The 23,026-nt window shown below is 64.3% G+C and carries 23 protein-coding genes and 1 pseudogene; 16 read left to right on the top strand and 8 right to left on the bottom strand.

Annotated elements, in window-relative coordinates; translation table 11 throughout:
* Positions 1-8: 8 nt before the first annotated feature.
* The 4 genes from DCM79_RS17855 to DCM79_RS17840 all read left to right on the top strand — a co-directional run bounded on the left by DCM79_RS17855 (position 9) and on the right by DCM79_RS17840 (position 3,693).
* Entirely contained in the window at positions 9-1,037 is a 1,029-nt protein-coding gene (locus DCM79_RS17855; RefSeq protein WP_257175603.1) for a branched-chain amino acid ABC transporter permease, read from the top strand.
* Complete coding sequence (locus DCM79_RS17850) at positions 1,034-1,789, top strand: ABC transporter ATP-binding protein (protein ID WP_257175602.1); 756 nt, start codon at positions 1,034-1,036, stop codon at positions 1,787-1,789. Before DCM79_RS17855 ends, DCM79_RS17850 begins: the two co-directional genes overlap by 4 nt.
* The gene (locus tag DCM79_RS17845; protein ID WP_257175601.1) at positions 1,782-2,498 is read left to right on the top strand and encodes an ABC transporter ATP-binding protein; all 717 of its coding nucleotides are present in this window, start codon (positions 1,782-1,784) and stop codon (positions 2,496-2,498) included. The genes DCM79_RS17850 and DCM79_RS17845 overlap by 8 nt, the downstream gene beginning before the upstream one ends.
* 76 nt (positions 2,499-2,574) lie before the next feature.
* A complete protein-coding gene (locus tag DCM79_RS17840; RefSeq protein WP_257175600.1) occupies positions 2,575-3,693 on the top strand; it encodes a cobalamin-independent methionine synthase II family protein in 1,119 nt (372 codons plus the stop codon).
* 211 nt (positions 3,694-3,904) lie between these two features.
* Here DCM79_RS17840 and DCM79_RS17835 read toward each other — a convergent pair.
* Positions 3,905-4,111 (bottom strand): annotated as a pseudogene (locus DCM79_RS17835) (caspase family protein); the annotation flags it as partial.
* 263 nt (positions 4,112-4,374) lie between these two features.
* On the opposite strand from DCM79_RS17835, the gene DCM79_RS17830 reads away from it, so the two are divergent.
* The 4 genes from DCM79_RS17830 to DCM79_RS17815 all read left to right on the top strand — a co-directional run bounded on the left by DCM79_RS17830 (position 4,375) and on the right by DCM79_RS17815 (position 10,168).
* Positions 4,375-5,730, top strand: a complete 1,356-nt coding sequence (locus DCM79_RS17830; RefSeq protein ID WP_028137568.1) for a hypothetical protein — start codon at positions 4,375-4,377, stop codon at positions 5,728-5,730.
* Positions 5,731-5,791: 61 nt separating this feature from the next.
* Complete coding sequence (metK, locus tag DCM79_RS17825) at positions 5,792-6,988, top strand: methionine adenosyltransferase (protein WP_028137567.1); 1,197 nt, start codon at positions 5,792-5,794, stop codon at positions 6,986-6,988.
* A 137-nt stretch (positions 6,989-7,125) separates the two neighbouring features.
* Entirely contained in the window at positions 7,126-8,547 is a 1,422-nt protein-coding gene (ahcY, locus tag DCM79_RS17820; RefSeq protein WP_257175599.1) for an adenosylhomocysteinase, read from the top strand.
* Positions 8,548-8,707: 160 nt separating this feature from the next.
* Entirely contained in the window at positions 8,708-10,168 is a 1,461-nt protein-coding gene (locus tag DCM79_RS17815; RefSeq protein ID WP_257175598.1) for an NAD(P)/FAD-dependent oxidoreductase, read from the top strand.
* 95 nt (positions 10,169-10,263) lie between these two features.
* Here DCM79_RS17815 and DCM79_RS17810 read toward each other — a convergent pair whose 3' ends face one another.
* Complete coding sequence (locus DCM79_RS17810; protein WP_257175597.1) at positions 10,264-10,500, bottom strand: 4-oxalocrotonate tautomerase family protein; 237 nt, start codon at positions 10,498-10,500, stop codon at positions 10,264-10,266.
* Between the two features lie 16 nt (positions 10,501-10,516).
* Positions 10,517-11,227, bottom strand: coding sequence for an SDR family NAD(P)-dependent oxidoreductase (locus DCM79_RS17805; RefSeq protein WP_257175596.1), 711 nt, complete (start codon positions 11,225-11,227; stop codon positions 10,517-10,519).
* Positions 11,228-11,443: 216 nt separating this feature from the next.
* Between DCM79_RS17805 and DCM79_RS17800 the strand changes: the two genes are divergently transcribed.
* The 3 genes from DCM79_RS17800 (at position 11,444) to DCM79_RS17790 (ending at position 13,734) form a co-directional block, all read left to right on the top strand.
* The gene (locus DCM79_RS17800; protein WP_257175595.1) at positions 11,444-12,367 is read left to right on the top strand and encodes a LysR family transcriptional regulator; all 924 of its coding nucleotides are present in this window, start codon (positions 11,444-11,446) and stop codon (positions 12,365-12,367) included.
* A 145-nt stretch (positions 12,368-12,512) separates the two neighbouring features.
* Positions 12,513-12,668, top strand: coding sequence for a hypothetical protein (locus tag DCM79_RS17795; RefSeq protein ID WP_007612486.1), 156 nt, complete (start codon positions 12,513-12,515; stop codon positions 12,666-12,668).
* 136 nt (positions 12,669-12,804) lie between these two features.
* Entirely contained in the window at positions 12,805-13,734 is a 930-nt protein-coding gene (locus DCM79_RS17790) for an aspartyl/asparaginyl beta-hydroxylase domain-containing protein (RefSeq protein ID WP_257175594.1), read from the top strand.
* 109 nt (positions 13,735-13,843) lie between these two features.
* Here DCM79_RS17790 and DCM79_RS17785 read toward each other — a convergent pair whose 3' ends face one another.
* A complete protein-coding gene (locus DCM79_RS17785) occupies positions 13,844-14,386 on the bottom strand; it encodes a Spy/CpxP family protein refolding chaperone (protein WP_257175593.1) in 543 nt (180 codons plus the stop codon).
* A gap of 162 nt (positions 14,387-14,548) precedes the next feature.
* Here DCM79_RS17785 and DCM79_RS17780 point away from each other — a divergent pair, with 162 nt between their 5' ends.
* Positions 14,549-15,007 (top strand): nuclear transport factor 2 family protein, encoded by a 459-nt coding sequence (locus DCM79_RS17780; protein ID WP_257180784.1) that lies wholly within the window; start codon positions 14,549-14,551, stop codon positions 15,005-15,007.
* Between the two features lie 87 nt (positions 15,008-15,094).
* Here the strand turns inward: DCM79_RS17780 and DCM79_RS17775 are convergent, their stop codons facing one another.
* The 3 genes from DCM79_RS17775 to galE all read right to left on the bottom strand — a co-directional run bounded on the left by DCM79_RS17775 (position 15,095) and on the right by galE (position 18,775).
* On the bottom strand, positions 15,095-15,802 hold the full coding sequence (locus tag DCM79_RS17775; RefSeq protein ID WP_257175592.1) for a fumarylacetoacetate hydrolase family protein: 708 nt from the start codon (positions 15,800-15,802) through the stop codon (positions 15,095-15,097).
* A gap of 35 nt (positions 15,803-15,837) precedes the next feature.
* On the bottom strand, positions 15,838-17,643 hold the full coding sequence (locus tag DCM79_RS17770) for an ABC transporter ATP-binding protein (RefSeq protein ID WP_257175591.1): 1,806 nt from the start codon (positions 17,641-17,643) through the stop codon (positions 15,838-15,840).
* A 118-nt stretch (positions 17,644-17,761) separates the two neighbouring features.
* Positions 17,762-18,775, bottom strand: a complete 1,014-nt coding sequence (gene galE / locus DCM79_RS17765; protein ID WP_257175590.1) for a UDP-glucose 4-epimerase GalE — start codon at positions 18,773-18,775, stop codon at positions 17,762-17,764.
* 126 nt (positions 18,776-18,901) lie between these two features.
* Here galE and DCM79_RS17760 point away from each other — a divergent pair, with 126 nt between their 5' ends.
* The 3 genes from DCM79_RS17760 (at position 18,902) to DCM79_RS17750 (ending at position 20,798) form a co-directional block, all read left to right on the top strand.
* A complete protein-coding gene (locus DCM79_RS17760; RefSeq protein WP_257175589.1) occupies positions 18,902-19,939 on the top strand; it encodes a glycosyltransferase family 4 protein in 1,038 nt (345 codons plus the stop codon).
* Between the two features lie 179 nt (positions 19,940-20,118).
* On the top strand, positions 20,119-20,415 hold the full coding sequence (locus tag DCM79_RS17755; RefSeq protein WP_257180783.1) for a type II toxin-antitoxin system HigB family toxin: 297 nt from the start codon (positions 20,119-20,121) through the stop codon (positions 20,413-20,415).
* The gene (locus DCM79_RS17750) at positions 20,415-20,798 is read left to right on the top strand and encodes a type II toxin-antitoxin system HigA family antitoxin (RefSeq protein WP_257175588.1); all 384 of its coding nucleotides are present in this window, start codon (positions 20,415-20,417) and stop codon (positions 20,796-20,798) included. Before DCM79_RS17755 ends, DCM79_RS17750 begins: the two co-directional genes overlap by 1 nt.
* Positions 20,799-20,818: 20 nt before the next feature.
* Here DCM79_RS17750 and waaF read toward each other — a convergent pair whose 3' ends face one another.
* Positions 20,819-21,889 (bottom strand): lipopolysaccharide heptosyltransferase II, encoded by a 1,071-nt coding sequence (waaF, locus tag DCM79_RS17745; protein ID WP_257175587.1) that lies wholly within the window; start codon positions 21,887-21,889, stop codon positions 20,819-20,821.
* Between the two features lie 156 nt (positions 21,890-22,045).
* Between waaF and rfaD the strand changes: the two genes are divergently transcribed.
* Positions 22,046-23,026 carry an ADP-glyceromanno-heptose 6-epimerase gene (rfaD, locus tag DCM79_RS17740; RefSeq protein WP_257175586.1) on the top strand — a complete coding sequence of 327 codons (981 nt, stop codon included), beginning with the start codon at positions 22,046-22,048 and terminating at the stop codon, positions 23,024-23,026.

Here is a 23,026-nt window from a genome sequence, read left to right as displayed (position 1 = left end):
GTTCGCCGATGAGCGCTGCTTCCGACGTCGGTTATCACGCCCAGCGCCAGGCGCGCTGGCACTACGGCGAAATCGCCTTCTGGCTGATCGTGCTGGCCTGCGGCTTCGCCTTTCCCTCGCGCTATCTGATCATGACCGACATCCTGCGCCTGGCGCTGTTCACGATGTCGCTCGATCTCATCCTTGGCTATGCCGGCATCGTCTCGCTCGGCCACGCCGCCTTCTTCGGCGTCGGCGCCTATGCCGCGGGACTTCTCGCGCTTCACGGTATCGTCAACGAGCCCGTGCTCGCGCTGATCGTCGCGGGCCTGGCCGCGATGGTGCTTGGTTTTGCCACCAGCTTCCTGGTGATCCGCGGCGTCGACCTCACGCGCCTGATGGTGACGCTCGGCATCGCGCTGCTGCTGGAAGCGCTCGCCGAACGCTTCTCCAACATCACCGGCGGTACCGACGGCCTGCAGGGCATCGAGATGCAGCCGATATTGGGCCAGATTCCGTTCGACATGTTCGGCAAGGCCGGCTTCTTTTACTCGCTGGCCGTGCTGTTCCTGCTGTTCCTGTTCGCCCGCCGCGTCGTGCATTCGCCGTTCGGCCTGTCGCTGCGCGCGATTAAGAACAACCCGCTGCGGGCCGCCGCCATCGGCATTCCGGTCAACCGCCGCCTGATCGCGATTTACACGCTGGCTGCGTTCTATGCCGGCATCGCGGGCGCGCTGTTCACCCAGACCACTGCGATCGCCTCGCTCGATGTGTTCGCTTTCGAGCGATCCGCCGACTTGATGCTGGTGCTCGTGATCGGTGGCACCGGCTATCTCTATGGCGGGCTGATCGGTGCGGTGATTTTCCGCATGCTCCAGGAATTGTTCTCCACCATCACTCCCCAATACTGGCAGTTCTGGATCGGCCTCGTGCTGGTCGTGATCGTGCTGGTCGGCCGGCAGCGCCTGCATCGCTGGGTGCTGTATGTTCCGAATCTGGTCATCAGGCAGGTTGCAGGCCGTAAGGCGGTCGTCGCCGTGCCGGAGAGCGATGCATGACCATCGCGCTCGAAACCCAGAACCTCGAAAAGCAGTTCGGCGGCTTGCGCGTCACCCGCGATCTGTCGCTCAAGGTCGAGCAGGGGGCGCGCCACGCGCTGATCGGCCCGAACGGCGCCGGCAAGACCACGGTGATCAACCAGCTCACCGGCGTGCTGAAGCCGAACTCGGGCCGCATCCTGCTCGAAGGCCAGGACATCACCGACCTGCCCGTGCACAAGCGCGTGCTGCTCGGCCTGTCGCGCACCTTCCAGATCAACCAACTCTATCCCGATCTCACCCCACTCGAAACCATCGGCCTGGCCGTCTCCGAGCGCCTCGGCCATGGCGGCGATTGGTGGCGGCGGATGGGCACGCGCAGCGACGTCAACGGCGAGATCGCCGATCTCCTGACCCGCTTCCACCTGCTCGACGTCATGAACGAGCAGACCGTCACGCTGCCTTACGGCAAGCAGCGCCTGCTCGAGATCGCAGTCGCGATCGCCGCCAAGCCGCGCGTGCTGCTGCTCGACGAGCCCGCCGCGGGCGTGCCCGAGAGCGAGCGCCACGACATCCTCGCCGTGGTAGGCAGCCTGCCGCGCGACGTCACCGTGCTCTTGATCGAGCACGACATGGACCTCGTCTTCTCCTTTGCCGACCGCATCTCGGTGCTGGTCTCCGGCGCGCTGCTGACCGAAGGCCCGCCCGAGCAGGTCGCGCGCGATCCGCAGGTCAAGGCGGTCTATCTCGGCGAGGAGGCGGTCCATGTCTGACCTGCTCGCGATCGACTCACTTCGCGCCGGCTACGGCGAAGCGGTGGTGCTGCCCAACATGTCCCTACGCCTCGCCGAGGGGCAGGTCCTGGCGCTGCTTGGCCGCAACGGCACCGGCAAGACCACGCTGATCAACTCCGTCGTCGGCGTCACCCGCCGCTTCTCCGGCTCGGTCGTGCTGGCCGGCACCGACGTCACCAGCTTGCGGCCCGACCAGCGCGCGCGCGCCGGCATCGGCTGGGTGCCGCAGGAGCGCAACATCTTTCGCTCGCTCACGGTCGAGGAGAACATGACCGCGGTGGCCCAGCCGGGCCCCTGGACGGTCGAGAAGGTGTACGAGATGTTCCCGCGGCTGAAGGAGCGGCGGACCAACTTTGGCAATCAGCTCTCCGGCGGCGAGCAGCAGATGCTGGCGATCGGGCGCGCGCTCACCCTCAACCCGAAAGTGCTTCTGCTGGACGAGCCGACCGAGGGTCTTGCTCCCATTATCGTCGAGGAGCTCCTGAAGGCGATCGGGACCATCACCCGGGGGGGCGGCATCTGCTCGATCATCGTCGAGCAGAATGCCCAAAAGATTCTGGGGCTGGCCGACCGCGTTGTGATATTGGAGCGCGGAACGATCGTCCACGACGCTCCGAGCGCCGCGCTGAGGGCCGACTCCTCGGTCCTGGAGCGGCACCTCGGCGTCGCAGGGGCGGCGGGCCACTGACTTTTTCTTCGCCTCTCCCCGCGTGCGGTGAGAGGAGGTACAACGAGCGCCGACTGAAATTTCGGGAGAAACAAGAATGCAGCGAACCAGAGCCCCCTTCCGCGCCGACGAGGTCGGCAGCCTCCTGCGTCCGGCCAAGATCAAGGAAGCCCGCATCCGGCTGGAGAAGGGCGAGATCTCGGCCGACGATCTGCGCAAGATCGAGGACATGGAGATCGAGAAGGTCGTGCACAAGCAGGCCTCGATCGGGCTCAAGCTCGCGACCGACGGCGAATTCCGCCGCTCCTGGTGGCATTTCGATTTCCTGGCTAAGCTCACCGGCTGCGAGCTGTTCCACCCCGACACCGGCATCCAGTTCGCAGGCGTGCAGACCCGTCACGACGCGGTGCGCGTCATCGGCAAGCTCGATTTCCCCGCCGATCACCCGATGCTCGACCACTTCCGCTTCCTGAAGAAGGTCGCCGACCAGGCCCACGTCACCGCCAAGATGACGATACCGTCGCCCGCCGTGCTGCACTTCCGCGGCGGCCGCAAGTCCATCTCCAAGGACGTCTATCCCGATCTCGAGGCCTTCTACGAGGACCTCGGCAAAACCTATCGCAAGGCGGTGAAGGCGTTCTATGACGCCGGCTGCCGCTATCTCCAGTTCGACGACACCGTGTGGGCCTATCTCTGCTCGCAGGACGAATTGCAGAAGGCGCGCGAGCGCGGCGACAACCCGGACGGTCTGCAGCAGATCTATGCGCGCATCATCAACTACGCGCTGGCCGAGAAGCCCGCCGACATGGTGGTGACGACCCACGTCTGCCGCGGCAATTTCCGCTCGACCTGGATTTCTTCGGGCGGCTACGAGCCCGTTGCCGAAACCATGCTGGCCGGCACCAATTACGACGGCTACTTCCTGGAATACGATTCTGACCGTGCCGGCGGTTTCGAGCCGCTCCGCTTCCTGCCCAAGGGCAACAAGGTCGTCGTGGTCGGCGTCATCACCTCGAAGTTCGGTGAGCTCGAGAAGAAGGACGACATCAAGCGCCGCCTGGAGGAAGCCGCCAAGTTCGCGCCGCTGGAGCAGCTCGCGCTCTCCCCGCAATGCGGTTTCGCTTCGACGGAAGAGGGCAACATCCTCTCCGAGGAAGAGCAATGGGCCAAGCTCAGCCTCGCTGTCGAGATCGCCAAGGAAGTGTGGGGCAACTGAGCCCCGCACCGCTAAACGACGGTGAGGCCTCACCACATGCTCGGTGTCATTCCCCGCGAAGGCGGGGAATCCAGTACGCCGCGGCTTCACGGTGAATCGCTGACGTCTCCGGAATACTGACGTCTCTGGAATACTGGGTCGCCTGGTCAAGCCGGGCGACGACGGCGAACGTCGGGCGCACTGTGCTCACAAGCAGCGCGCAAATCCCGCCTCACTTCTCCGCCAGATAAACCTCGCCCAGCAGCGACGAGTTCGACCACGGCACCTGCTTGTTCCTGGTGCTCGACACCACCTCTGCCCGCACCCGCGTCAGCATTTGCTGCACCTCCAGCCCGGGCGTGCCGATATGGCGGGACAGCGCGGCAGAGAACGGCGAGTTGGCGCCTTCGCCGTCGAGCGCGACCTGGCCCGGCGCGGTTTCGCGCGGGAAATCGCGCGTCATCTTCTGCATTCGCGGCGCGATCGGCGCGCCCGCATCCATCACCAGCGACTGCCCCGGGCGGCGTAATGGCGTTGACCGGCCGCCTGTCCTTGGCCAGCCGGATCGTCTCGCTGCAGCAGGGCTTCACAGCTGGCGCCAGCGCGAACGGCAGGGGAGGTGACTCAATCCACTATTCCCTTGGTGGGCAGACTTTGCTAGGAGGGGGCGTCCCACTCTGTCTGCCCACCGCGTCCCACCTCATGAAGAACGACGAAATCCTGAGCCAGATCACGGAGTTCTGCCGCAAGGCGGACATGGCGGAATCGACCTTTGGCCGGCGCGCGGTGAACGATGGGAAGCTGGTGCATCGCCTGCGCGAGGGCAAGCGCATCACCATCGATACGCTGGAGCGGATCCAGGCCTACATGGCGGCCTCGATGGCCGGCGGCATGCCGCCGCCGCGAGGGCTCCAGGTGCCGCCCGAGAAGCGCGATCCGCGCGGCAATTTCCGCTTCTTCGAGAACCGCCAGAAATACCTATTGTTCGTCCATACCTGCAGCGAAAAGCGGGTGGTGGCGGACAGGGTCGCGCTGGAGCTCGCCTCGATCCATCCGCGCCCGCCGGCCCTGCGCCTGTTCGACGCCGGCGTCGGCGACGGCACCGTGCTGGCGCGGGTGCTGCGCGCAACGCACCAGCGCTTTCCCCATATGCCGTTCTACGTCGCCGGCAAGGAGCTCAGTCTCGAGGATTTGCGCCTGACGCTGGAGAAGGTGCCGGACCGCATTTTCGAGCACCCGGCGTCGGTGTTCGTCTTCACCAACATGTTCTATTCGGAGGCGCCCTGGCTCACGCCGGCATCGCCTGCGGCGGCGGCTGCGACCGTCTGGCACGAGGTCCCGCTGCGGGGCGCCTCATCGGGCGAGTTCGAGCAGCAGATCGCCGAGCTCCGGCCGTTTCTGGAGCAGAACTGGCGTGCCGCGATCAGCCCGCGCACCGCCATGCCGCTGTATGAGCGGCCCGTCGTTCTGGTGCTGTATCGCGAGGACCACAGGTTCCTGCTGGATTCGACCATTCCGCGACCGGGCCAGACCGAGGCCAATTTCGATCTCGTCATCGCCTCCCAGCCCTACCGCGCCCTGTCCTCCGTGAACTTCCGGGCCAAGCGGATCATCGCACCGCTTGCGCGGGCGCTTCGGCCGGGAGGGCGGCTGATCGGGATCCACTCCCATGGCCAGGATCCGGGCATGGAAATGATCCAGGCGATCTGGCCCGGAGAAAACCCTTTCGCGGTGAGCCGTCATGAGCTATTGCGCGCCGTTAAGTATGAACTCGGATCGGTGGGCCGCGACTTAAATTTTAATGCTTATGCGGATAACCGTTCGATCTTCAGGTATGATATGGAAGCGCTGCCCAACGAGGTCACCGGGACGATCGGGACCTCCACGGCCTTTGCAGCGTGGAATGCGGCGGTGTATGTCGCTCAGATTGAAGACGACCGGTTGACAGAAATGACTCAAAACGGCCGCACTCTGGATGCCGCCAGGGACGTGCTGCGAAAATACAATGGGCTCTGGTTTCTCGACGAATCCTACGTCATCTCGCGCCGGCGTGATTGACATCATCAAAAGTAAACATCGCAAACGCCCGCCGGCTTAGCGGCGGAACAAGGGGTTACTGATGCGCGCGTCCTATCTCTTCACCAGCGAGTCCGTGTCCGAGGGTCATCCGGACAAGGTCTGCGACCGCATTTCCGACGAGATCGTCGACCTGTTCTACCGCGAAGGGCCGAAGGCCGGCATCGACCCCTGGCAGATCCGCGCCGCCTGCGAGACGCTCGCCACCACCAACAAGGTGGTGATTGCGGGCGAGACCCGTGGTCCCAAGTCGGTGACCAACGAGCAGATCGAAGGCGTCGTCCGCGGCGCGATCAAGGACATCGGCTACGAGCAGGAAGGCTTCCACTGGAAGACCTGCGACATCGAGATCCTGCTGCATCCGCAGTCGGCCGATATCGCCCAGGGCGTCGATGCGCTGCAGCCGGGCGAGGTCAAGGAAGAGGGCGCGGGCGACCAGGGCATCATGTTCGGTTACGCCACCAACGAGACGCCCGATCTGATGCCGGCGCCGATCTTCTACGCCCACAAGATCCTCCGCCTGATCTCCGAAGCCCGCCACTCCGGCAAGGAGAAGGTGCTCGGTCCGGACTCCAAGAGCCAGGTCACCGTGCAGTACGAGAACGGCAAGCCGGTCGCCGTGCGCGAGATCGTGGTCTCGCACCAGCATCTGGTTCCGGACCTCACCTCGAACCAGGTCCGCGAGATCGTCGAGCCCTATGTGCGCGAGGCGCTGCCGAAGGACTGGATCACGCCGAAGACGATCTGGCACATCAACCCCACCGGCAAGTTCTACATTGGCGGCCCGGATGGTGATTCCGGCCTGACCGGCCGCAAGATCATCGTCGACACCTATGGTGGCGCGGCCCCGCATGGCGGCGGTGCGTTCTCCGGCAAGGATCCGACCAAGGTCGACCGTTCGGCAGCTTATGCCGCCCGCTACGTCGCCAAGAACATCGTTGCCGCCGGCCTGGCCGACCGCTGCACGCTGCAGCTCGCCTACGCCATCGGCGTGGCGCGTCCGCTGTCGATCTACATCGACACCCATGGCACCGGTAAGGTGCCGGAGGAGCAGCTCGAGAAGGCAGCGGCGCAGGCGATGGATCTGACGCCCCGCGGCATCCGCACCCATCTCGACCTCAACCGTCCGATCTACGCGCGCACCTCGGCCTACGGCCATTTCGGCCGCACGCCGGACAACGAGGGCGGCTTCTCCTGGGAGAAGACCGACCTCGTCGAGCAGCTCAAGCGCGCGCTCTAAGCGCGTGCTCTAAGTCACTTTCGTCATTCCGGGGCACCGCAACCGCGGCGAGCCCCGGAATCTCGCACTTCCGGATTCCAGGTTCGCTCGCGTCACCAGCGCCCAGGAATGACGAGCCAAACAAACAGGAACCTCCTATGAACGCGAAGCCCGGCTTCACCGATTACATCGTCAAGGACATTTCGCTCGCCGATTTCGGCCGCAAGGAGCTCTCGCTGGCCGAGACCGAGATGCCCGGCCTGATGGCCACCCGCGAGGAGTACGGCCCGAAGCAGCCGCTGAAGGGCGCCCGCATCGCCGGCTCGCTGCACATGACGATCCAGACCGGCGTGCTGATCGAGACGCTGGCCGCACTCGGCGCCGACATCCGCTGGGTCTCCTGCAACATCTATTCGACGCAGGACCACGCCGCCGCCGCGATCGCGGCCGCTGGCATTCCCGTCTTCGCCGTCAAGGGCGAGACGCTGGCCGAGTACTGGGACTACACCGCGAAGCTGTTCGACTGGCACGGCGGCGGTCACCCGAACATGATCCTCGACGATGGCGGTGACGCCACCATGTACGTCCATCTCGGCCTGCGCGCCGAGAACGGCGACGCCGCCTTCCTCGACAAGCCCGGCTCCGAGGAAGAGGAAGTCTTCTTCGCGCTTTTGAAGAAGCAGCTCAAGGAGAAGCCGAAGGGTTACTTCGCCGGGATCGCCAAGAGCATCAAGGGCGTGTCCGAGGAGACCACGACGGGCGTGCATCGTCTCTATGACATGCAGAAGGCAGGCACGCTGCTGTGGCCGGCCATCAACGTCAACGACAGCGTCACCAAGTCGAAATTCGACAACCTCTATGGCTGCCGTGAATCGCTGGTCGACGGCATCCGCCGCGGCACCGACGTGATGCTGTCGGGCAAGGTCGCGATGGTCGCCGGCTTCGGCGACGTCGGCAAGGGCTCGGCCGCCTCGCTGCGCCAGGCCGGCTGCCGCGTCATGGTCTCCGAAGTCGATCCGATCTGCGCGCTGCAGGCGGCGATGGAAGGCTACGAGGTCGTGACCATGGAAGACGCCGCGCCCCGCGCCGACATCTTCGTCACCGCCACCGGCAACAAGGACATCATCACCATCGAGCACATGCGCGCAATGAAGGATCGCGCCATCGTCTGCAACATCGGCCACTTCGACAACGAGATCCAGATCGCGGCGCTCCGTAACCTGAAGTGGACCAACATCAAGCCGCAGGTCGACGAGATCGAATTCCCCGACAAGCACCGCATCATCATGCTGTCGGAGGGCCGCCTCGTGAACCTCGGCAACGCGATGGGCCACCCGTCCTTCGTGATGTCGGCGTCGTTCACCAACCAGACGCTGGCGCAGATCGAGTTGTTCGCCAACAACAAGGACGGCAAGTACGAGAAGAAGGTCTACGTGCTGCCGAAGACGCTCGACGAGAAGGTCGCCCGCCTGCACCTCGCCAAGATCGGCGTCAAGCTCACCGAGCTGCGCAAGGACCAGGCCGATTACATCGGCGTCAAGCAGGAAGGTCCGTACAAGAGCGACCATTACCGCTACTGATCGAATGATCTGATCGACCATCGACGCGAAGCCCCGGAGTGATCCGGGGCTTCATTGTTTCGGCGCATGGAATTCAACTCGCTTTGCGTTTGCGGCACGGCCGATTGCCAATTGACGGCCAGCAGCGGCGGGCGGACAATCCTCCCCGGCGGAGGAAACCATGCAACAAGAACATTTCGACGTCCTGATCGTCGGTGCCGGGCTATCAGGCATCGGCGCGGGCTATCATTTGCAGACCAGGTGTCCGACCAAGAGCTACGTCATCCTGGAGGGGCGCGACTGCATCGGCGGCACCTGGGACCTGTTCCGCTATCCCGGCATCCGCTCCGACAGCGACATGTTCACGCTCGGCTATTCGTTCAAGCCGTGGACCGACCCGAAGGCGATCGCCGACGGGCCGCAGATCCTGAACTATGTGCGCGAGACAGCCGGCGAGAACGGCATCGACAAGCACATCCGCTTCCGTCATCGCGTCAAGCGCGCATCCTGGTCGACCAGCGAGGCACGCTGGACCGTCGAGGCCGAGCGCATCACGGGCGAGGGCGCGAGCGAGCTGGTCCGCTTCACCTGCAATTTCCTCTTCATGTGCTCGGGCTATTACAAATACGAGGCGGGCTACACGCCGGAGTTCAAGGGCGCTGCGGATTTCGCCGGCTGCATCGTGCATCCGCAGAAATGGACCGAGGACATCGACTATGCGGGAAAACGCGTCGTCGTGATCGGCTCGGGCGCGACCGCGGTCACGCTGGTGCCGGAGCTCGCCAAGAAGGCGGCGCAGGTCACGATGCTGCAGCGCTCGCCGACCTATGTGGTATCGCGGCCGGCGCAGGATCCCCTCGCCAACAAATTGCGGCGCAACCTCCCGGCGCGGCTGGCCTATCATTTGATCCGCTGGCGCAACGTGATGTGGGGGATGTTCTTCTTCCAGCTCAGCCGGCGCAAGCCTGCGAAGGTCAAGGACCTCATTCTCAAGGGCGTGCGAATGGCGCTCGGTCCCGACTACGACGTCGCAACCCATTTCACCCCGCGCTACAATCCCTGGGACCAACGGCTGTGCCTGGTGCCGGACGGCGACCTCTTCAAGGCGATCCGCGAGCAGCGCGCCAGCGTCGTGACCAACGAAATCGACACGTTCACGCGTGACGGCATCCGCCTGAAGGATGGAAGCGAGCTTGCGGCCGACATCATCGTGACGGCGACCGGATTGGTGCTCCAGGTCGTCGGCGGACTCGAGGTCAGTGTCGACGGCCGCGCCGTCGATTTTGCCAAGATCCTGACCTACAAGGGCATGATGTATGCCGACGTGCCCAACATGGCCTCGGCCTTCGGCTACACCAACGCGTCCTGGACGCTGAAATGCGATCTCACCTGCGAATATGTCTGCCGTCTCATCAACTACATGGATCGGCACAATTTCCGTCAATGCGTGCCGCACAACGACGATTCGACCATCACAGCGCAGCCGTCGCTGGATTTCACCTCGGGCTATGTGCAGCGCTCGGTGGCCAAGATGCCGAAGCAGGGCTCGAAGCGGCCGTGGCGGCTGTACCAGAACTACGCGCTCGACATCGTGTCCCTGCGCTTCGGCCGGATCGACGACGGCGTGATGCGCTACTCCTGACGGCGCCTCCTCCGCAATGCCGTTTCGGCCGGGGCGCGATGGACTGCTTCGTGTCTGCGTCGGTCACGGCCCCCCTTGCGCGCATGACCGGCCGATCATTCCGTCTGGGCAGCGCGCCGGCGTCGGAATTCCTGCACGGGCAGCCCGCCCCAGCCCCAATTGGCGGTGTCGAGTTCTTCGATCACGACGAAGGTGGACTCCAGCGGCTTGCCGAGCACGTCGAGCAGGAGCTGGCTCGAACCCTCGATCAGAGCGGCCTTCTCCGCCGCCGAGAGCGACGCCGCCCCCGGCGTCGTTCCCTCGCGGGTCACTTGAATGGTGACGATGGGCATCGTGCGTCTCCTCGTCTCAATGTCCCGCGCTCTGCCCGCCGTCGACGTGCAGGATCTCGCCGGTGACGAAGGAGGCCCCCTCGAGATAGAGCACCGCATCGACGATGTCGGACATCTCGCCCATGTGACCGACCGGGTGCAGCGCACTGAGCTGCGCATGCGTCGCGACCGGGTGCATCGGCGATTTGATGATGCCGGGCGACACCGCGTTCACCCGGATGCCGCGCTTGGCGTATTCGATCGCGAGCGATCTGGTCGCGGCGTTCAGCCCGCCCTTGCTCAGCGAGGCCAGCACCGAGGGCACGTTCGAATTGGCCTGATCCGCCAGCGTGGTCGTGATCTGGACGACGTGGCCGGACCCCTGCTTCTCCATCTCGGCCATGGCGAGCTGGGTGATGTTGAAAAAGCCCGCGACGTTGGTGCCCATCACTGCTGCATAGTCTTCGACCGTGTACTGGGTGAACGGCTTTGCGACGAAGATGCCGGCATTGTTGACCAGCGTGTCGACACGGCCGAAGCGGGCGAGGGCCTGAGAGACCACACGCTCGGCAGTGGCCCGATCGGCGATGTCGCCGGGCACGGCGAGGATATCATCGTCACCCGACGGCTTGATGGAGCGAGCCGTGGCGACGACGCGGTAATTGCGATCGCGAAAACCCCGGACCAGGGCGGCGCCGATGCCCTGCGATGCACCGGTGACGATGGCGACCTTCTGTTCGATACCCATGATGGGCTCCTGTTGTTGGCTCCGAGAATCTGTGCCGGCAGCGGCCGGCTTGCGTGCTGAGGTACGCTGCGACGGGCCGGTCGCAAATATCCGCTGTCCGGCAGACACTCTTTCGCCGCGCGAGCGAATGCGGGGGCGGCCGCCCCGGCGGTGGTTGTCGAGCTTGCGGCGAGCGCCTAGCCTGCGAGCGGAAGCTCAGGGGGCGACGGGAAGGGAATGGATCGTCTGGATGCGATGAAAGTATTCGTCCTGGCCGTGGACGAGGGCAGCTTGGCTGGCGCCGGGCGCAAGCTCGGCCGCTCGCCGGCTGCGGTGAGCCGGGCCATCGCGTTTTTGGAAGAACGCGTCGGCGCCGTACTGCTGCACCGGACGACTCGCGCGATCAAGCTGAGCGAGGAGGGGGAACGTTATGCCGCGATCTGCCGCCGTGTGCTCGCCGAACTCGAGGAAGCCGACGACGTCGCGGCTGGACCGCGCACCGCGCCGCGCGGCCTGCTCACGATCACGGCTCCCGTGGTCTCGGGGGAAATGGTCTTGCGGCCGATCCTCGATGCGTTCCTCGACGCTTATCCGACCGTGTCGGCCAAGCTGCTGTTGTTCGACCGGGCGGTCAACCTGATCGAAGAGGGCATCGATATCGCGCTTCGCATCGGGCCCCTCGCGGATTCAGCCATGATCGCGATGCGGGTCGGCGAGATCAGCCGCATCGTCGTGGCAGCACCGCGCTATCTCAAGCAGCATCCACACATCAACGAGCCCGGCGATCTCGCCAAGCACCAGATCGTGGCGATGGCGCACCTGCCCAATTCCTGGACCTTTGCGCCGCAGGCCGGCGCGTCAGTGCCGCGCACGGTTCAGTTCACACCTCGGCTTGTCGTCAACAGCACCTATGCGGCGGTCGCCTCCACGGTCGCCGGGCGCGGCGTTGCGCGGATGTATTCTTACCAGGTGGCCGAGCAGGTCGCCCGCGGCGAGCTCGAGATTGTACTGGCTGGTGATGCGGATCCTGAAATGCCGGCCCACCTGATCTGCCCGCAGGGCCGGCTCGCTGTGCCGAAGGTGCGCGCCTTCACCGATTTTGCCGTGCCCCGGCTGAAGAAGCACTTTGCGCAGCTGAGGAAGAGCATCAAGGCGCGCTGAGCCGCCGCGCGCCTGGCAATGCGTTGTTTTGCGTATACGGCCGCCTCGCTGAATCGGGCCATGTTCCCGAACGGTTAACGCCGAATTTACGGATCAATCCTAGCCTGTCTCGGCCGGGGTTACTCGCAAGGCCGAGGTGAGCCCAATGGAAGCCCAGAGAATCGCCGTCGATGCCGTCGTCGCGCTGACCGATTGCGACCGCGATGCCGTCATCGCCTTTATCCGCCGTCTCTATCTGGCCGGCGTCACCGACCCCAAGCGCCTGACCTTCAAGGGTCTCCAGGCGCTGTCCCGGGCGTGATGGGGTCGATTGACCACCACCAGGTTCCCCCGTCTGCTCTCCCCAGTGTGAACGCAACCCAGCGGCGAATATCTTGTCGCACACGTTCGGCCGGAGTAGATGACGTCCCCGGCTGAGTTCACTGGGGAACGGGGAGATGTTGAATCAGCTTTTTGCGCCGCAGCTTGTCATTCTTTATGTGCTCGCGGCCTCGACGATTTACGTTCACTTCCGCGGCAAGCAGCGGCTGTGCTTTGCCCGCCAGCTCGGCGACCACTCGACCTATCTGGCCCCTTACAATGTGCTGATGTATGCGGGCTCGGCGGTGCCGAACAAGCCGGTGATCCCGGTCGAGCAGTTTCCCGAGCTGAAGCCGCTGAGCGAGAACTGGGAGACCATCCGCGACGAAGCCGTGCGCCTGTTCGACGAAGGGTTTATCCGCGCGGCGGCCAAGAACAATGACTGGGGTTTCTACTCGTTCTTCAAGAGCGGCTGGAAACGGTTTTACCTGAAATGGTATGACGACTTCCTGCCCTCGGCGAACACGCTGTGCCCGAAGACGGTTGAGCTGCTGAAGTCGATCCCGAGCGTGCACGGCGCGATGTTCGCGATGCTGCCGCCGGGTGGCAGGCTGGGCGCGCACCGAGATCCCTTCGCTGGCTCACTGCGCTATCACCTCGGCCTGGTCACGCCGAACTCGAACAAGTGCCGCATCGTGGTCGACGGCGTCGAATGCGTCTGGCGCGACGGCGAAGCCTTCATGTTCGACGAGACCTTCATTCACAGCGCCGAGAATGCGACCGACGTCAACCGCATCATCCTGTTCTGCGACGTCGAGCGCCCAATGAAGTTCGGCTTCATGACCGCAATCAACCGCTGGGTCAGCCATCACATCGTCAAGGCGTCGGCGACCCAGAACGTCGACGGCGAGAATGTCGGCGTGCTCAACAAGGTGTTCGGCAAGCTCTACGAGGTTCATCTCGCCAGCCGCAAGGTCAAGGAGTGGAATCGCAACGTCTACTACACGCTGAAATACGCGCTGGCGGCGTTGATTCTCGGTCTCATCGTGTATTCGGCACTGAATTGAAGCGACACATGGGGCGGATCGGCGAAGCTTGGTTCGCCCTTGCGTCGTGCCGATATGCGGATTGCTTTCGGACGTCCTGCCACGATCGTCCGATCTCGGTCGGCTGCGTCTAGTGGCGGTGCTTGTGCCCTGCGGAGCTGTCGGGACGCTGGTAGCCTCGCAACTCTGCATATCGCTGCATCTGGTTCTGATTGAGCAAGGCGGCGGTCGACAGATGATATTTGAGATGGCTCTCGCGGAGCTGTCCCTGGGTTTCGGCAATGGCCCCGATGCTCGTCTTGAGCGCTTCCGACGTGACCGCACGGGACGAGAAAAGGTCTTCCAGCGCTCGCTCTTGCTCGACGAGCTTGTGACCCAACGGAACGGTTTCCTGTTTCATGGCATCGAACAGTCGCCGGACCTCGACGCGTTGATCGGCTGTCAAGTCGAGGCTGTCGCCGAGCTCGAGCACGTGGCTGGGACCGGGATATCCATTGAGCTCCGCAGCAAGAGCCAAGCCCATACCGCGTCCGGCGCGAAGGTCGTCGATCTGCTGCTGTGACAGCGCCTTGATCGGGCGCCTTTCCATGCCGGCATAAGGGTGGCTGGACTGGGCGCCGGCCGCGCTGGCGGTGAGGACGAGAGAGGCGGCAAGCAGAAGGAGGCGGTTCATGAATCTGGCTCCATCAAGTCGGGCCGGCCATGCCGAAGCAACGGACCCGGGTGCGACGTTACCCATCGCGATCGAGTGATCTCGGGGCTGAAATCTTGCTGGATCGTCCGGCCCATGGCAACAAACGTTACCGCGATCAAATTGCCGAATGTGGAGCAGGTGATGGCCTCCTTGCCGACCGCGAATGTTGAGATCGAGCAGTTCTTCCGCGATTGGCTGGAAACCTTCGCGGGCTATGTTCGCGAGGTCGACTACGCCTCGGCGCGGCCGCTCTTTCATCCCGACGTCCTGGCCTTCGGCACCCACAACGACGTCATCCCCGGCCTCGATCAATGGGTCGCGACCCAATGGGACAATGTCTGGCCCAAGACGACCGACTTCCGATTCGTGCTCGATCAGGCCTCGATCCTGGCATCGCCCGACGGCACGATGGCAACCGTGATCGCGCCGTGGACGAGCACGGGCTATCATCAAGATGGCAGCCCATTTCCACGTCCCGGCCGAGCGACGATGGTGTTTTCAAGATGTGGCGACGGCTGGCTGTGCGTCCATTCGCACATGTCACTCAATCGCGGTGTCCCGCAGACAAGCCATGCCAATCGGCCGGTGAAGGCCTGGTAGCGTGTTGGGTGGATCAGCGAAGCGTAATCCACCACCTCGACGCAACAAGACGGTGGTGGATTACGCTTTCGCCAATCCCCCTACGATTCAAGCCTGCTCGGGCTGGCCGATGCTCACCTTCAGCGTGCCGACACCGTCGACGCCGCATTCGAGCTTGTCGCCGGGCTGGAGCTGGGACACGCCGGCCGGAGTGCCCGTCATGATGATGTCGCCGGCGGCAAGCTTCACCTGTTGCGAGAGCTGCCAGATGATCTCGGGTACGTTCCAGATCAGCTCGGTGAGGTCGCCCTTCTGGGCTTCCTTGCCGTTGACCGTGAGCCAGATCTTGCCTTTGGCGGGATGGCCGATCTTGGAGGCCGGCTGAATCGCCGAGCACGGAGCGGAGCCGTCGAACGACTTGCCGATCTCCCAGGGGCGCTCCTTCTTGCGCGAGGCGATCTGGAGGTCGCGGCGGGTGAGATCGATGCCGACGGCGTAGCCGTAGACGTGATCGAGCGCCTTGTCGGCGGGGATGTTGAGGCCGCCGCTCTTCATCGCCACGACCAGCTCGACCTCGTGATGGAGGTCCTTGGTCAGCGGCGGATAGGGAATGGTGGCGCCGTCGGGCACCAGCATGTCGGCGTGCTTGGCGAAGAAAAACGGCGGGGCGCGCTCGTCATTGCCCATCTCGCGGATGTGCTCGAGATAATTGCGGCCGACGCACCAGATGCGGCGAACCGGATAACGGCCGCTTTCCCCGACGACGGGAAGCGAAGCCTGGGGCGGAAGCGGGATGACGTAGGAGGCGGCGTTCATGAAGCGGTCTCGCTGCTCTTGAGGTGGAACGAACTCTATGCGGTTGCGCTGATCGGCGCCAGCGCGCCGGAATCGTGGTGGTGTTGCAGGCGGAAGAACGAGGCGTAACGGCCACCCCGGCGGAGCAGTTCGTCATGCCGGCCCTGCTCGACGATCTCGCCGCCCTCGACCACGAGAATCGCATCCGCGTGCATGATGGTGTGCAGACGGTGGGCGATCACGATGGTGGTGCGGTTTCGGCACAGATGCTCGATCGCCTCCTGCACCTGCCGCTCGGACTCCGAATCGAGCGCCGCGGTGGCCTCGTCCAGCAGGATGACCGGCGCGTTCTTGATCAGCGCGCGCGCCACCGCGATGCGCTGGCGCTGTCCGCCGGACAGCTGCGTGCCGTGCTCGCCGACCGGGGTGTCGTAGCCGAGCGGGAAGCCCATGATGAAGTCATGCGCGCAGGCCGCCTTCGCCGCCTCGATGATCTCGTCCTCGCTCGCGCCCGGCTTGCCGAAGGCGATGTTGCTCCGGATGGTGTCGCGGAACAGATAGACGTCCTGGCCGACATAGGCGGTCTGCGAGCGCAGCGATTTGCGCGAGACCGCGCCGATCGACTGGCCGTCGATCACGATGTCGCCCTGCGTCACCTCATGGAAGCGCAGCAGCAGCGCCAGCACGGTCGATTTGCCGCCGCCGGAGGGGCCGACCAGCGCGGTGACCTTGCCGGGCTCGGCGACGAAGCTCATGCGGTTGAGCACGGTCTCGCCGGTGCGGTAAGCGAAGCTGACGTCACGCAGTTCGATCCGCGCGTCGGTGAGCTTCAACGCCGGCTTGTCGTCGTCGGAGCGTTCGCTGGCCGGGCTGTCGACCACTTCGAGCAGCATGCGGGCGCCGACGAGCTGGCTGTTCAGATCGATGTTGAGCCGCGCCAGCCGCTTGGCCGGCTCGGTCGCCATCAGGAACGCGGTCATGAAGGAGAAGAACGCGCCGGGCGTGGCGTTGAGCGCGACCACGCTGTAGCCGCCGTACATCAGGCAGCCGGCGACCGCGAAGCCGCCGAGCATCTCCATCAACGGGTTGGAGCGGTTGGCGACGCGCGCCATCTTGTTGGCGTTGCGCTCGACGATCGCGATGTTCTCGTCGATGCGCTTCTGCATGGTCTCTTCCAGCGTGAACGCCTTGACCGTGCGGATGCCCTGCAGCGATTCCTGCATCGTCTCCATGATGTCGGCGGTGCCGGTGAACTGGTTGTAGGCGAGGCCCTTGATGCGCTTCACCAGCTTGCGCAGGACCAGCATCGCCGGCGGCACCGCGACGAGGCCGATGAACGACATCAGCGGATCCTGCCACACCATCACGCCGATCATGGCGAGCAGCATCAGCAGGTCGCGCCCGATGGCGTTGACCAGCATGTTGAGCACGTCGGTGATGGATTTGGCGCCGGCCGTCAGCCGCGCCAGGAATTCGGAGGAATGGCGCTCGGAGAAGAAGCCGACGCTCTCGCGCATCAATTTTGCGAACAGCTGGCGCTGGTTGGTGGCAAGGATCGCGTTCGAGATCTTGGTCAGGATCACCATGTGGCCGTAGGTGGCCACGCCCTTGATGAAGAGCAGGATCACCGTGAGCCCTGAGAACATCGCGATGCCCGGGATGTTCTTGTCGACATAGGCCTGGTTGATGACCTGGCCGAGCACGTAGGTCGCGCACGCCGTCGCGGCCGCGGCCACCGCCATCAGCGCGAAAGCAACGAGGTAGCGCCGCCAGTAGACGATCCCCTGTTCCGTGACCAGGCGGCGCACCAGGGCCATTGCCGCATAGGGATCGTCGGTGATCTTTTTTGGAAACTGGGCCATCCGGGGTCCATTGACGGCGCAGGACAAAGCCTGCCCGCGCGTCAGGGATCGATGGGCCTCTGTGCCCGCTCAGCTACGGTTTTTCAAGCCCAATTAAGGGCTTGCGCTTGGGATGATTCTAGGCGGAGGCGGCGTGGCGAAGCTCGCCATGGCGCTCGTGGAACAGCTTGTCCTCCCAGGCCAGCGCGTGGGCCGCGATGGTCTCGAGGTCCTCGTATTGCGGCTTCCAGTCCAGCAGTCCGCGGATGCGGCTGGTGTCGGCGACCATGGTCATGATGTCGCCTGGCCGGCGCGGCGCGTATTGCACGGCAAAGCTGCGGCCCGACACGCGGCGCACGGCGTCGATGGTCTCCAGCACCGAATAGCCGCGGCCATAGCCGCAATTCAGCGTCGTCGAGGCCCCGCCGTTGCGCAGATAGGCGAGGGCCGAACGATGCGCCTGCGAGAGGTCGGTGACGTGGATGAAGTCGCGAATGCAGCTGCCGTCCGGGGTCGGATAGTCGGTGCCGAACACGTCGATCTTGGCGCGCTGGCCGGTCGCAGCTTCCACCGCGATCTTGAGCAGATGCGTGGCGCCGACGGTGGCAAGGCCGATGCGGGCGTGCGGATCGGCGCCGGCGACGTTGAAATAGCGCAAGGTTACGTATTGCATGCCGTAGGCGGCGGCAACGTCGTGCAGCATGATCTCGGTCATCAGCTTCGACGAGCCGTAGGGCGACAGCGGCCGGGTCGGCGCGTGCTCGGGCACTGGGACCTGGTCCGGATTGCCATAGACGGCGGCGGTCGAGGAGAAGATGAAGCGATTGATACCGCGCTTGACCGCGACGTTCAGCAGGTTGCGTGCGGTCGTGAAGTTGTTGCGGTAATAGCCGAGCGGATCGCGCATCGAGTCCGGGACGACGACCGACCCCGCGAAATGGATGATGCTTTCGATGTCGTGCTGGGCGATCACGCCTTCGAGCAGGTTCTCGTCGCCGGCATCGCCGATGAACAGCGGCACGCCCTCAGGCAGATAGGCGGAGAAACCGGTGGAGAGATCGTCGATCACCACGACATCCTCGCCGGCTTCCGCCAGCGCGAGCACCGTGTGACTTCCGATATAGCCGGCGCCGCCGGTGACTAGCACAGTCATGATCTCACCCGTCTTCGATCAACGCTGCAAGCTAACGTCTGCGTGGTGAAGAGGGGGTATCGGCGCGGCCGAACTGGTCACTATGCTTAATGTTGCGTATAGGGGGCCGGTCAAACGGAGCGTGATGTGGCCAATTTCCCCGGCGATCTCGAAGTGATCGTGCCAAATCTGCACAGGCGCTATTCCGGGGTCACCGCGACCAACCGGATGGTGGCCCCGCGGCTGGCAAAGCTGTATCGCGCCGCCTGGTTCGGCTCCGACGCGCCGGCCGGGATCGCGCGGCTCGGCATCGCCGATTTTCTCAAGCTATGGCGTCGCAAGGCGCCGCTGATCTGGCATGCGCGGCGCAACAACGAGATGATCGCCGGCGTCGTGCTGCGTGCGCTCGGCTGGCCCTTGAGGCTCGTGTTCACCTCGGCGGCGCAGCGGCATCATAGCTGGATCACGCGCTGGCTGATCCGGCGCATGGACGCGATCATCGCGACGAGCGACATCTCCGCCTCGTTCCTGAAGGTGAAGGCGACGGTGATCCCGCACGGCGTCGACACCGACGTTTACGCGCCGCCGATCGATCGCGCCGCTGCTTTCGCCGAAAGCGGTCTGCCGGGCCGCTACGCCATCGGCTGCTTCGGCCGCGTGCGTGCGCAGAAGGGCACCGACCTCTTCGTCGATGCGATGTGCCGCCTGTTGCCGCGCTATCCGGATTTCACCGCGATCATCGTCGGCCAGGTCACGGCCGAGCAGACGCCCTTTGCCAACGATCTGAACAAGCGGATCGAGGCCGCCGGCCTGCAATCGCGCATCGTCATCACCGGCGAGCTGCCGATCGAGGCGGTGCAGCGCTGGTATCAGCGGCTGACGATCTACGCCTTCACCTCTCGCAACGAGGGCTTTGGCCTGACGCTGATCGAGGCGATGGCGGCCGGCAGCGCACTGGTCGCCGCGCGCGCCGGCGCGGCCGAGCTCGTGGTCGAGGATGGTGTGAGCGGCGTGCTGATCCCGACGGGAGATGCCGACGCGCTCGCGACGGCGCTGGAGCCGTTGATGCGCGATGTGACGCTTGCGACGGCGATGGGCGAGCGGGGGCGGGCGCGGGTGCTGGCAAAGTTCAGCCTCGATGCCGAAGCGGCGCGGATCGGCGAGGTCTATCGGTCGCTGCTCTGAACTGCCGCCCTCGGAGCCACCAACCAAAAAATGCGAAAACAACCCCATGCACAGTAGGCGAGGCCAGCGAAATCAATGGTTTGGCGCTCGTGCAAGCTTGTGCGAAATTGCGTCCGCGCTACAATTATGTTCCCATTTTGGGAATTTAATTGATCCCGAACTGGGAACATGCTATGGCTATGAACGTAATAGCTAGAAGGGCGCTCAAGGTCTTTTGGGAGCGACACCCCCAAGCGGAAACTCCCTTGGACACCTGGTACGAAATCGTTTCGAAGGGTGACTGGAGCGGCCCCGCAGATCTGAAGAGAGCGTTTGGAAACAATATCGACTTTGTTGGCGACAACAGAGCCATCTTCGACATAGGCGGCAACAAGTATCGCCTTGTGGTTCACTTCTCCTACAAGTTCAAAACAGCTCTCATCAAGTTTGTCGGCACGCACGCAGAGTACGACGGAATAGACGCGGAGACCGTGTGATGATGGACGTAAGGCCGCTTCGCAACGAACAGGACTACGATTGGGCGATCGGGGAAGTATCCCGCTATTTTGCGGCCGAGCCTGCTCCCGGCACGCCTGACGGTGATCGTTTCGAAGTCTTGTCTTCACTCATCAAGGAGTACGAGGACAATCACTTCGCCACCACTCACGGCGATCCAATCGACGTTCTCCATTTTGCAATTGAATCCATGGGACGCTCGCAGTCAGAATTGGCGGCTCTGATCGGACGCAATCGGGCATCCGAAATTTTGAATCGCGTCCGTCCACTGACGCTGGACATGATCCGTACCATCAGCAAGGAATGGAGCATTCCAATTGCTGTTCTGACAGCTCCATATGAGCTAACGCGCGCGCAAGCATGATCTATCGGCGACCGCCCGGCTCACGTCGTCGCCTTCCCTCCCGCCTCGCTCAGCACCCGCTGCGCAATCGCCGCCACCTCGCTGGCCGCGATATTCCGCATGCACCTGTGGTCGTTGATCTTGCAGATCGTGCTCTGGCAGGGCTGGCAGGACAGCACCTCCTTGTCCTGCACCACGGTGGCGGCAAGGCCGTTGAGAGGGGCCCAGAGATAGGGGCTGGTCGGGCCGAAGATGCCCATGGTGGGCGTGCCCAGGGCGGCCGCGATGTGCATCAGGCCGGAATCGTTGGAGATGGCGACGCCAGCGGCCGCCATGGCCAGCACGCCGTTGCGCAAATCGTTGCCGGTGAGGTCGCGCACGCCGGGACCGCCAGCCGCGACGATCTCCTGGGCGAGGCCCTTTTCCGCGGGGCCGCCGACCACCCACACCTCCAGCCCGCGCCCGGCCAGCAGGCGGGCGGCCTCGGGATAGTACGTCCAGCGCTTTGAGACGCCCACGGAGCCGGGAGCGAGCGCCACCGCGGCTCCGGCGCCAAGGCCGTTGGCCTGCCGCCAGCGGACGATGTCCTCGGCCGGGACCCGCAATTGCGGCACCGGCCATTCAGGGGGGAGCGGGGCCCCGTCGGGCTGGGCCAGGGCGGCGTTCTTGTCGATGAAGCGGGGCAGCTTCTTTTCGCCCCAGCGCCAGCGGTTGATCAGGCCGAACCGGAACTCGCCGACGAAGCCGACCCGCTCGGGAATACCGGCCAAAGCGGGTGCGATGGCAGCCTTCCAGGTGCGCGGCAGCACCAGGGCTGTGCCGTAGTTTCGCTTGCGCAGCAGCTTCGCCAAGGCCAGCTGACGGCCCACGGCCAGCCGGCCGCGCGGCAGGTCCCAGACGATCCCCTCGCGCACGCCGGGCATGTAATCGACCAAAGGAGCGCACAGCGACGTGGTGAGGAGATCGACCGGCCGGTTGGGCCAGCGCTCCTTCAGGACCCGGACCACGGTATGATTCCGGACGAAATCGCCGATCCACATGTAGGGAATGATCAGAATCGGGCGGGTATCGCTCCGGTCTGGATCTCCACTAAGTTGTGAATTTTGGTTCATTCGTTGAAGGGGCCGCAATGATTTGGGCGGTTCGGTAGCCGCTCCCAGCCGGCAGGTAAAGCCGGCAAACCGCTCAATCCCAAAACCGCTTACACTTTAGCGGCTCATGCGCTACGGCAGGACCGGATCGCAGAAAAATCGGGCAGGGATTTCGGAATGTTGCTGGTGACCGGCGGGGCCGGTTTTATCGGGTCGAATGTCGTGGCCGCGCTCAATGACGCGGGCCGCAGCGACGTCGTGGTTTGCGATCTGCTCGGCACCGACGGCAAGTGGCGGAACCTCGCCAAGCGCCAGCTTGTGGATATCATTCCGCCGGCCGAATTGATGGACTGGCTGAAAGGCCGCAAGCTCGATGGCGTGATCCATCTCGGGGCGATTTCCGCGACCACGGCGACCGACGGCGACCTCGTGTTCGAGACCAATTTTCGTCTGTCGATGCGCCTTCTCGACTGGTGCACGGCAAGCGTGGTGCCCTTCATCTACGCCTCCTCGGCGGCGACTTATGGCGACGGCGAAAGCGGTTTCGACGACGATGCTTCGATCCCCGCATTGAAGAAGCTTCGGCCGATGAATCTCTACGGCTGGAGCAAGCACATGTTCGATCTTGCGGCCGCCGGGCGCGTGGCCAATGGCGATCCGCTGCCGCCGCAATGTGTCGGCCTGAAATTCTTCAACGTGTTCGGCCCCAACGAATACCACAAGGGCTCGATGATGAGCGTGCTGGCGCGCCGCTTCGACGACGTCAAGGCCGGCCGCGTCGTGCAATTGTTCAAATCGCATCGCGAGGGCATCGAAGACGGCGATCAGCGCCGCGATTTCATCTATGTCGATGACGTCGTGCGCGTAATCATGTGGCTCCTGGCGACGCCGTCGGTCTCCGGACTGTTCAACGTCGGAACCGGCAAGGCGCGCAGCTTCAGGGACCTGATACTGGCTGCCTATGCGGCGCTCGGCACCAAGCCCAACATCGAATACATCGACATGCCCGAGCAGATCCGTGCGGCCTACCAGTACTTCACCCAGAGCGAGGTCGATCGGCTCCGCCGCGCCGGCTATAACGGCGGCTTCACGACGCTCGAGGACGCGGTGAAGGCCTATGTCGGGGATTACCTCGACCGGCCCGACCGCTTCCGCTGA

The sequence above is a fragment of the Bradyrhizobium sp. WBOS07 genome, from assembly GCF_024585165.1.
Classification (GTDB): Bacteria; Pseudomonadota; Alphaproteobacteria; order Rhizobiales; family Xanthobacteraceae; genus Bradyrhizobium; species Bradyrhizobium japonicum_B.
The sequence above is the reverse complement of the archived record's forward strand: the minus strand, read 5'-3'. Positions and strand labels throughout refer to the sequence as shown.

Coding starts and splice junctions, on each gene's coding strand:
- DCM79_RS17750 (WP_257175588.1), top strand. CDS start 20,415: ATGATGGACGTAAGGCCGCTTCGCAACGAACAGGACTACGATTGGGCG.
- DCM79_RS17850 (WP_257175602.1), top strand. CDS start 1,034: ATGACCATCGCGCTCGAAACCCAGAACCTCGAAAAGCAGTTCGGCGGC.
- DCM79_RS17775 (WP_257175592.1), bottom strand. CDS start 15,802: ATGAACGCCGCCTCCTACGTCATCCCGCTTCCGCCCCAGGCTTCGCTT.
- ahcY (WP_257175599.1), top strand. CDS start 7,126: ATGAACGCGAAGCCCGGCTTCACCGATTACATCGTCAAGGACATTTCG.
- DCM79_RS17845 (WP_257175601.1), top strand. CDS start 1,782: ATGTCTGACCTGCTCGCGATCGACTCACTTCGCGCCGGCTACGGCGAA.
- DCM79_RS17780 (WP_257180784.1), top strand. CDS start 14,549: ATGGCCTCCTTGCCGACCGCGAATGTTGAGATCGAGCAGTTCTTCCGC.
- DCM79_RS17805 (WP_257175596.1), bottom strand. CDS start 11,227: ATGGGTATCGAACAGAAGGTCGCCATCGTCACCGGTGCATCGCAGGGC.
- DCM79_RS17790 (WP_257175594.1), top strand. CDS start 12,805: ATGTTGAATCAGCTTTTTGCGCCGCAGCTTGTCATTCTTTATGTGCTC.
- DCM79_RS17815 (WP_257175598.1), top strand. CDS start 8,708: ATGCAACAAGAACATTTCGACGTCCTGATCGTCGGTGCCGGGCTATCA.
- DCM79_RS17855 (WP_257175603.1), top strand. CDS start 9: ATGAGCGCTGCTTCCGACGTCGGTTATCACGCCCAGCGCCAGGCGCGC.
- galE (WP_257175590.1), bottom strand. CDS start 18,775: ATGACTGTGCTAGTCACCGGCGGCGCCGGCTATATCGGAAGTCACACG.
- DCM79_RS17810 (WP_257175597.1), bottom strand. CDS start 10,500: ATGCCCATCGTCACCATTCAAGTGACCCGCGAGGGAACGACGCCGGGG.
- DCM79_RS17840 (WP_257175600.1), top strand. CDS start 2,575: ATGCAGCGAACCAGAGCCCCCTTCCGCGCCGACGAGGTCGGCAGCCTC.
- DCM79_RS17800 (WP_257175595.1), top strand. CDS start 11,444: ATGGATCGTCTGGATGCGATGAAAGTATTCGTCCTGGCCGTGGACGAG.
- DCM79_RS17770 (WP_257175591.1), bottom strand. CDS start 17,643: ATGGCCCAGTTTCCAAAAAAGATCACCGACGATCCCTATGCGGCAATG.
- rfaD (WP_257175586.1), top strand. CDS start 22,046: ATGTTGCTGGTGACCGGCGGGGCCGGTTTTATCGGGTCGAATGTCGTG.
- DCM79_RS17830 (WP_028137568.1), top strand. CDS start 4,375: ATGAAGAACGACGAAATCCTGAGCCAGATCACGGAGTTCTGCCGCAAG.
- DCM79_RS17755 (WP_257180783.1), top strand. CDS start 20,119: ATGAACGTAATAGCTAGAAGGGCGCTCAAGGTCTTTTGGGAGCGACAC.
- DCM79_RS17785 (WP_257175593.1), bottom strand. CDS start 14,386: ATGAACCGCCTCCTTCTGCTTGCCGCCTCTCTCGTCCTCACCGCCAGC.
- DCM79_RS17795 (WP_007612486.1), top strand. CDS start 12,513: ATGGAAGCCCAGAGAATCGCCGTCGATGCCGTCGTCGCGCTGACCGAT.
- metK (WP_028137567.1), top strand. CDS start 5,792: ATGCGCGCGTCCTATCTCTTCACCAGCGAGTCCGTGTCCGAGGGTCAT.
- waaF (WP_257175587.1), bottom strand. CDS start 21,889: ATGAACCAAAATTCACAACTTAGTGGAGATCCAGACCGGAGCGATACC.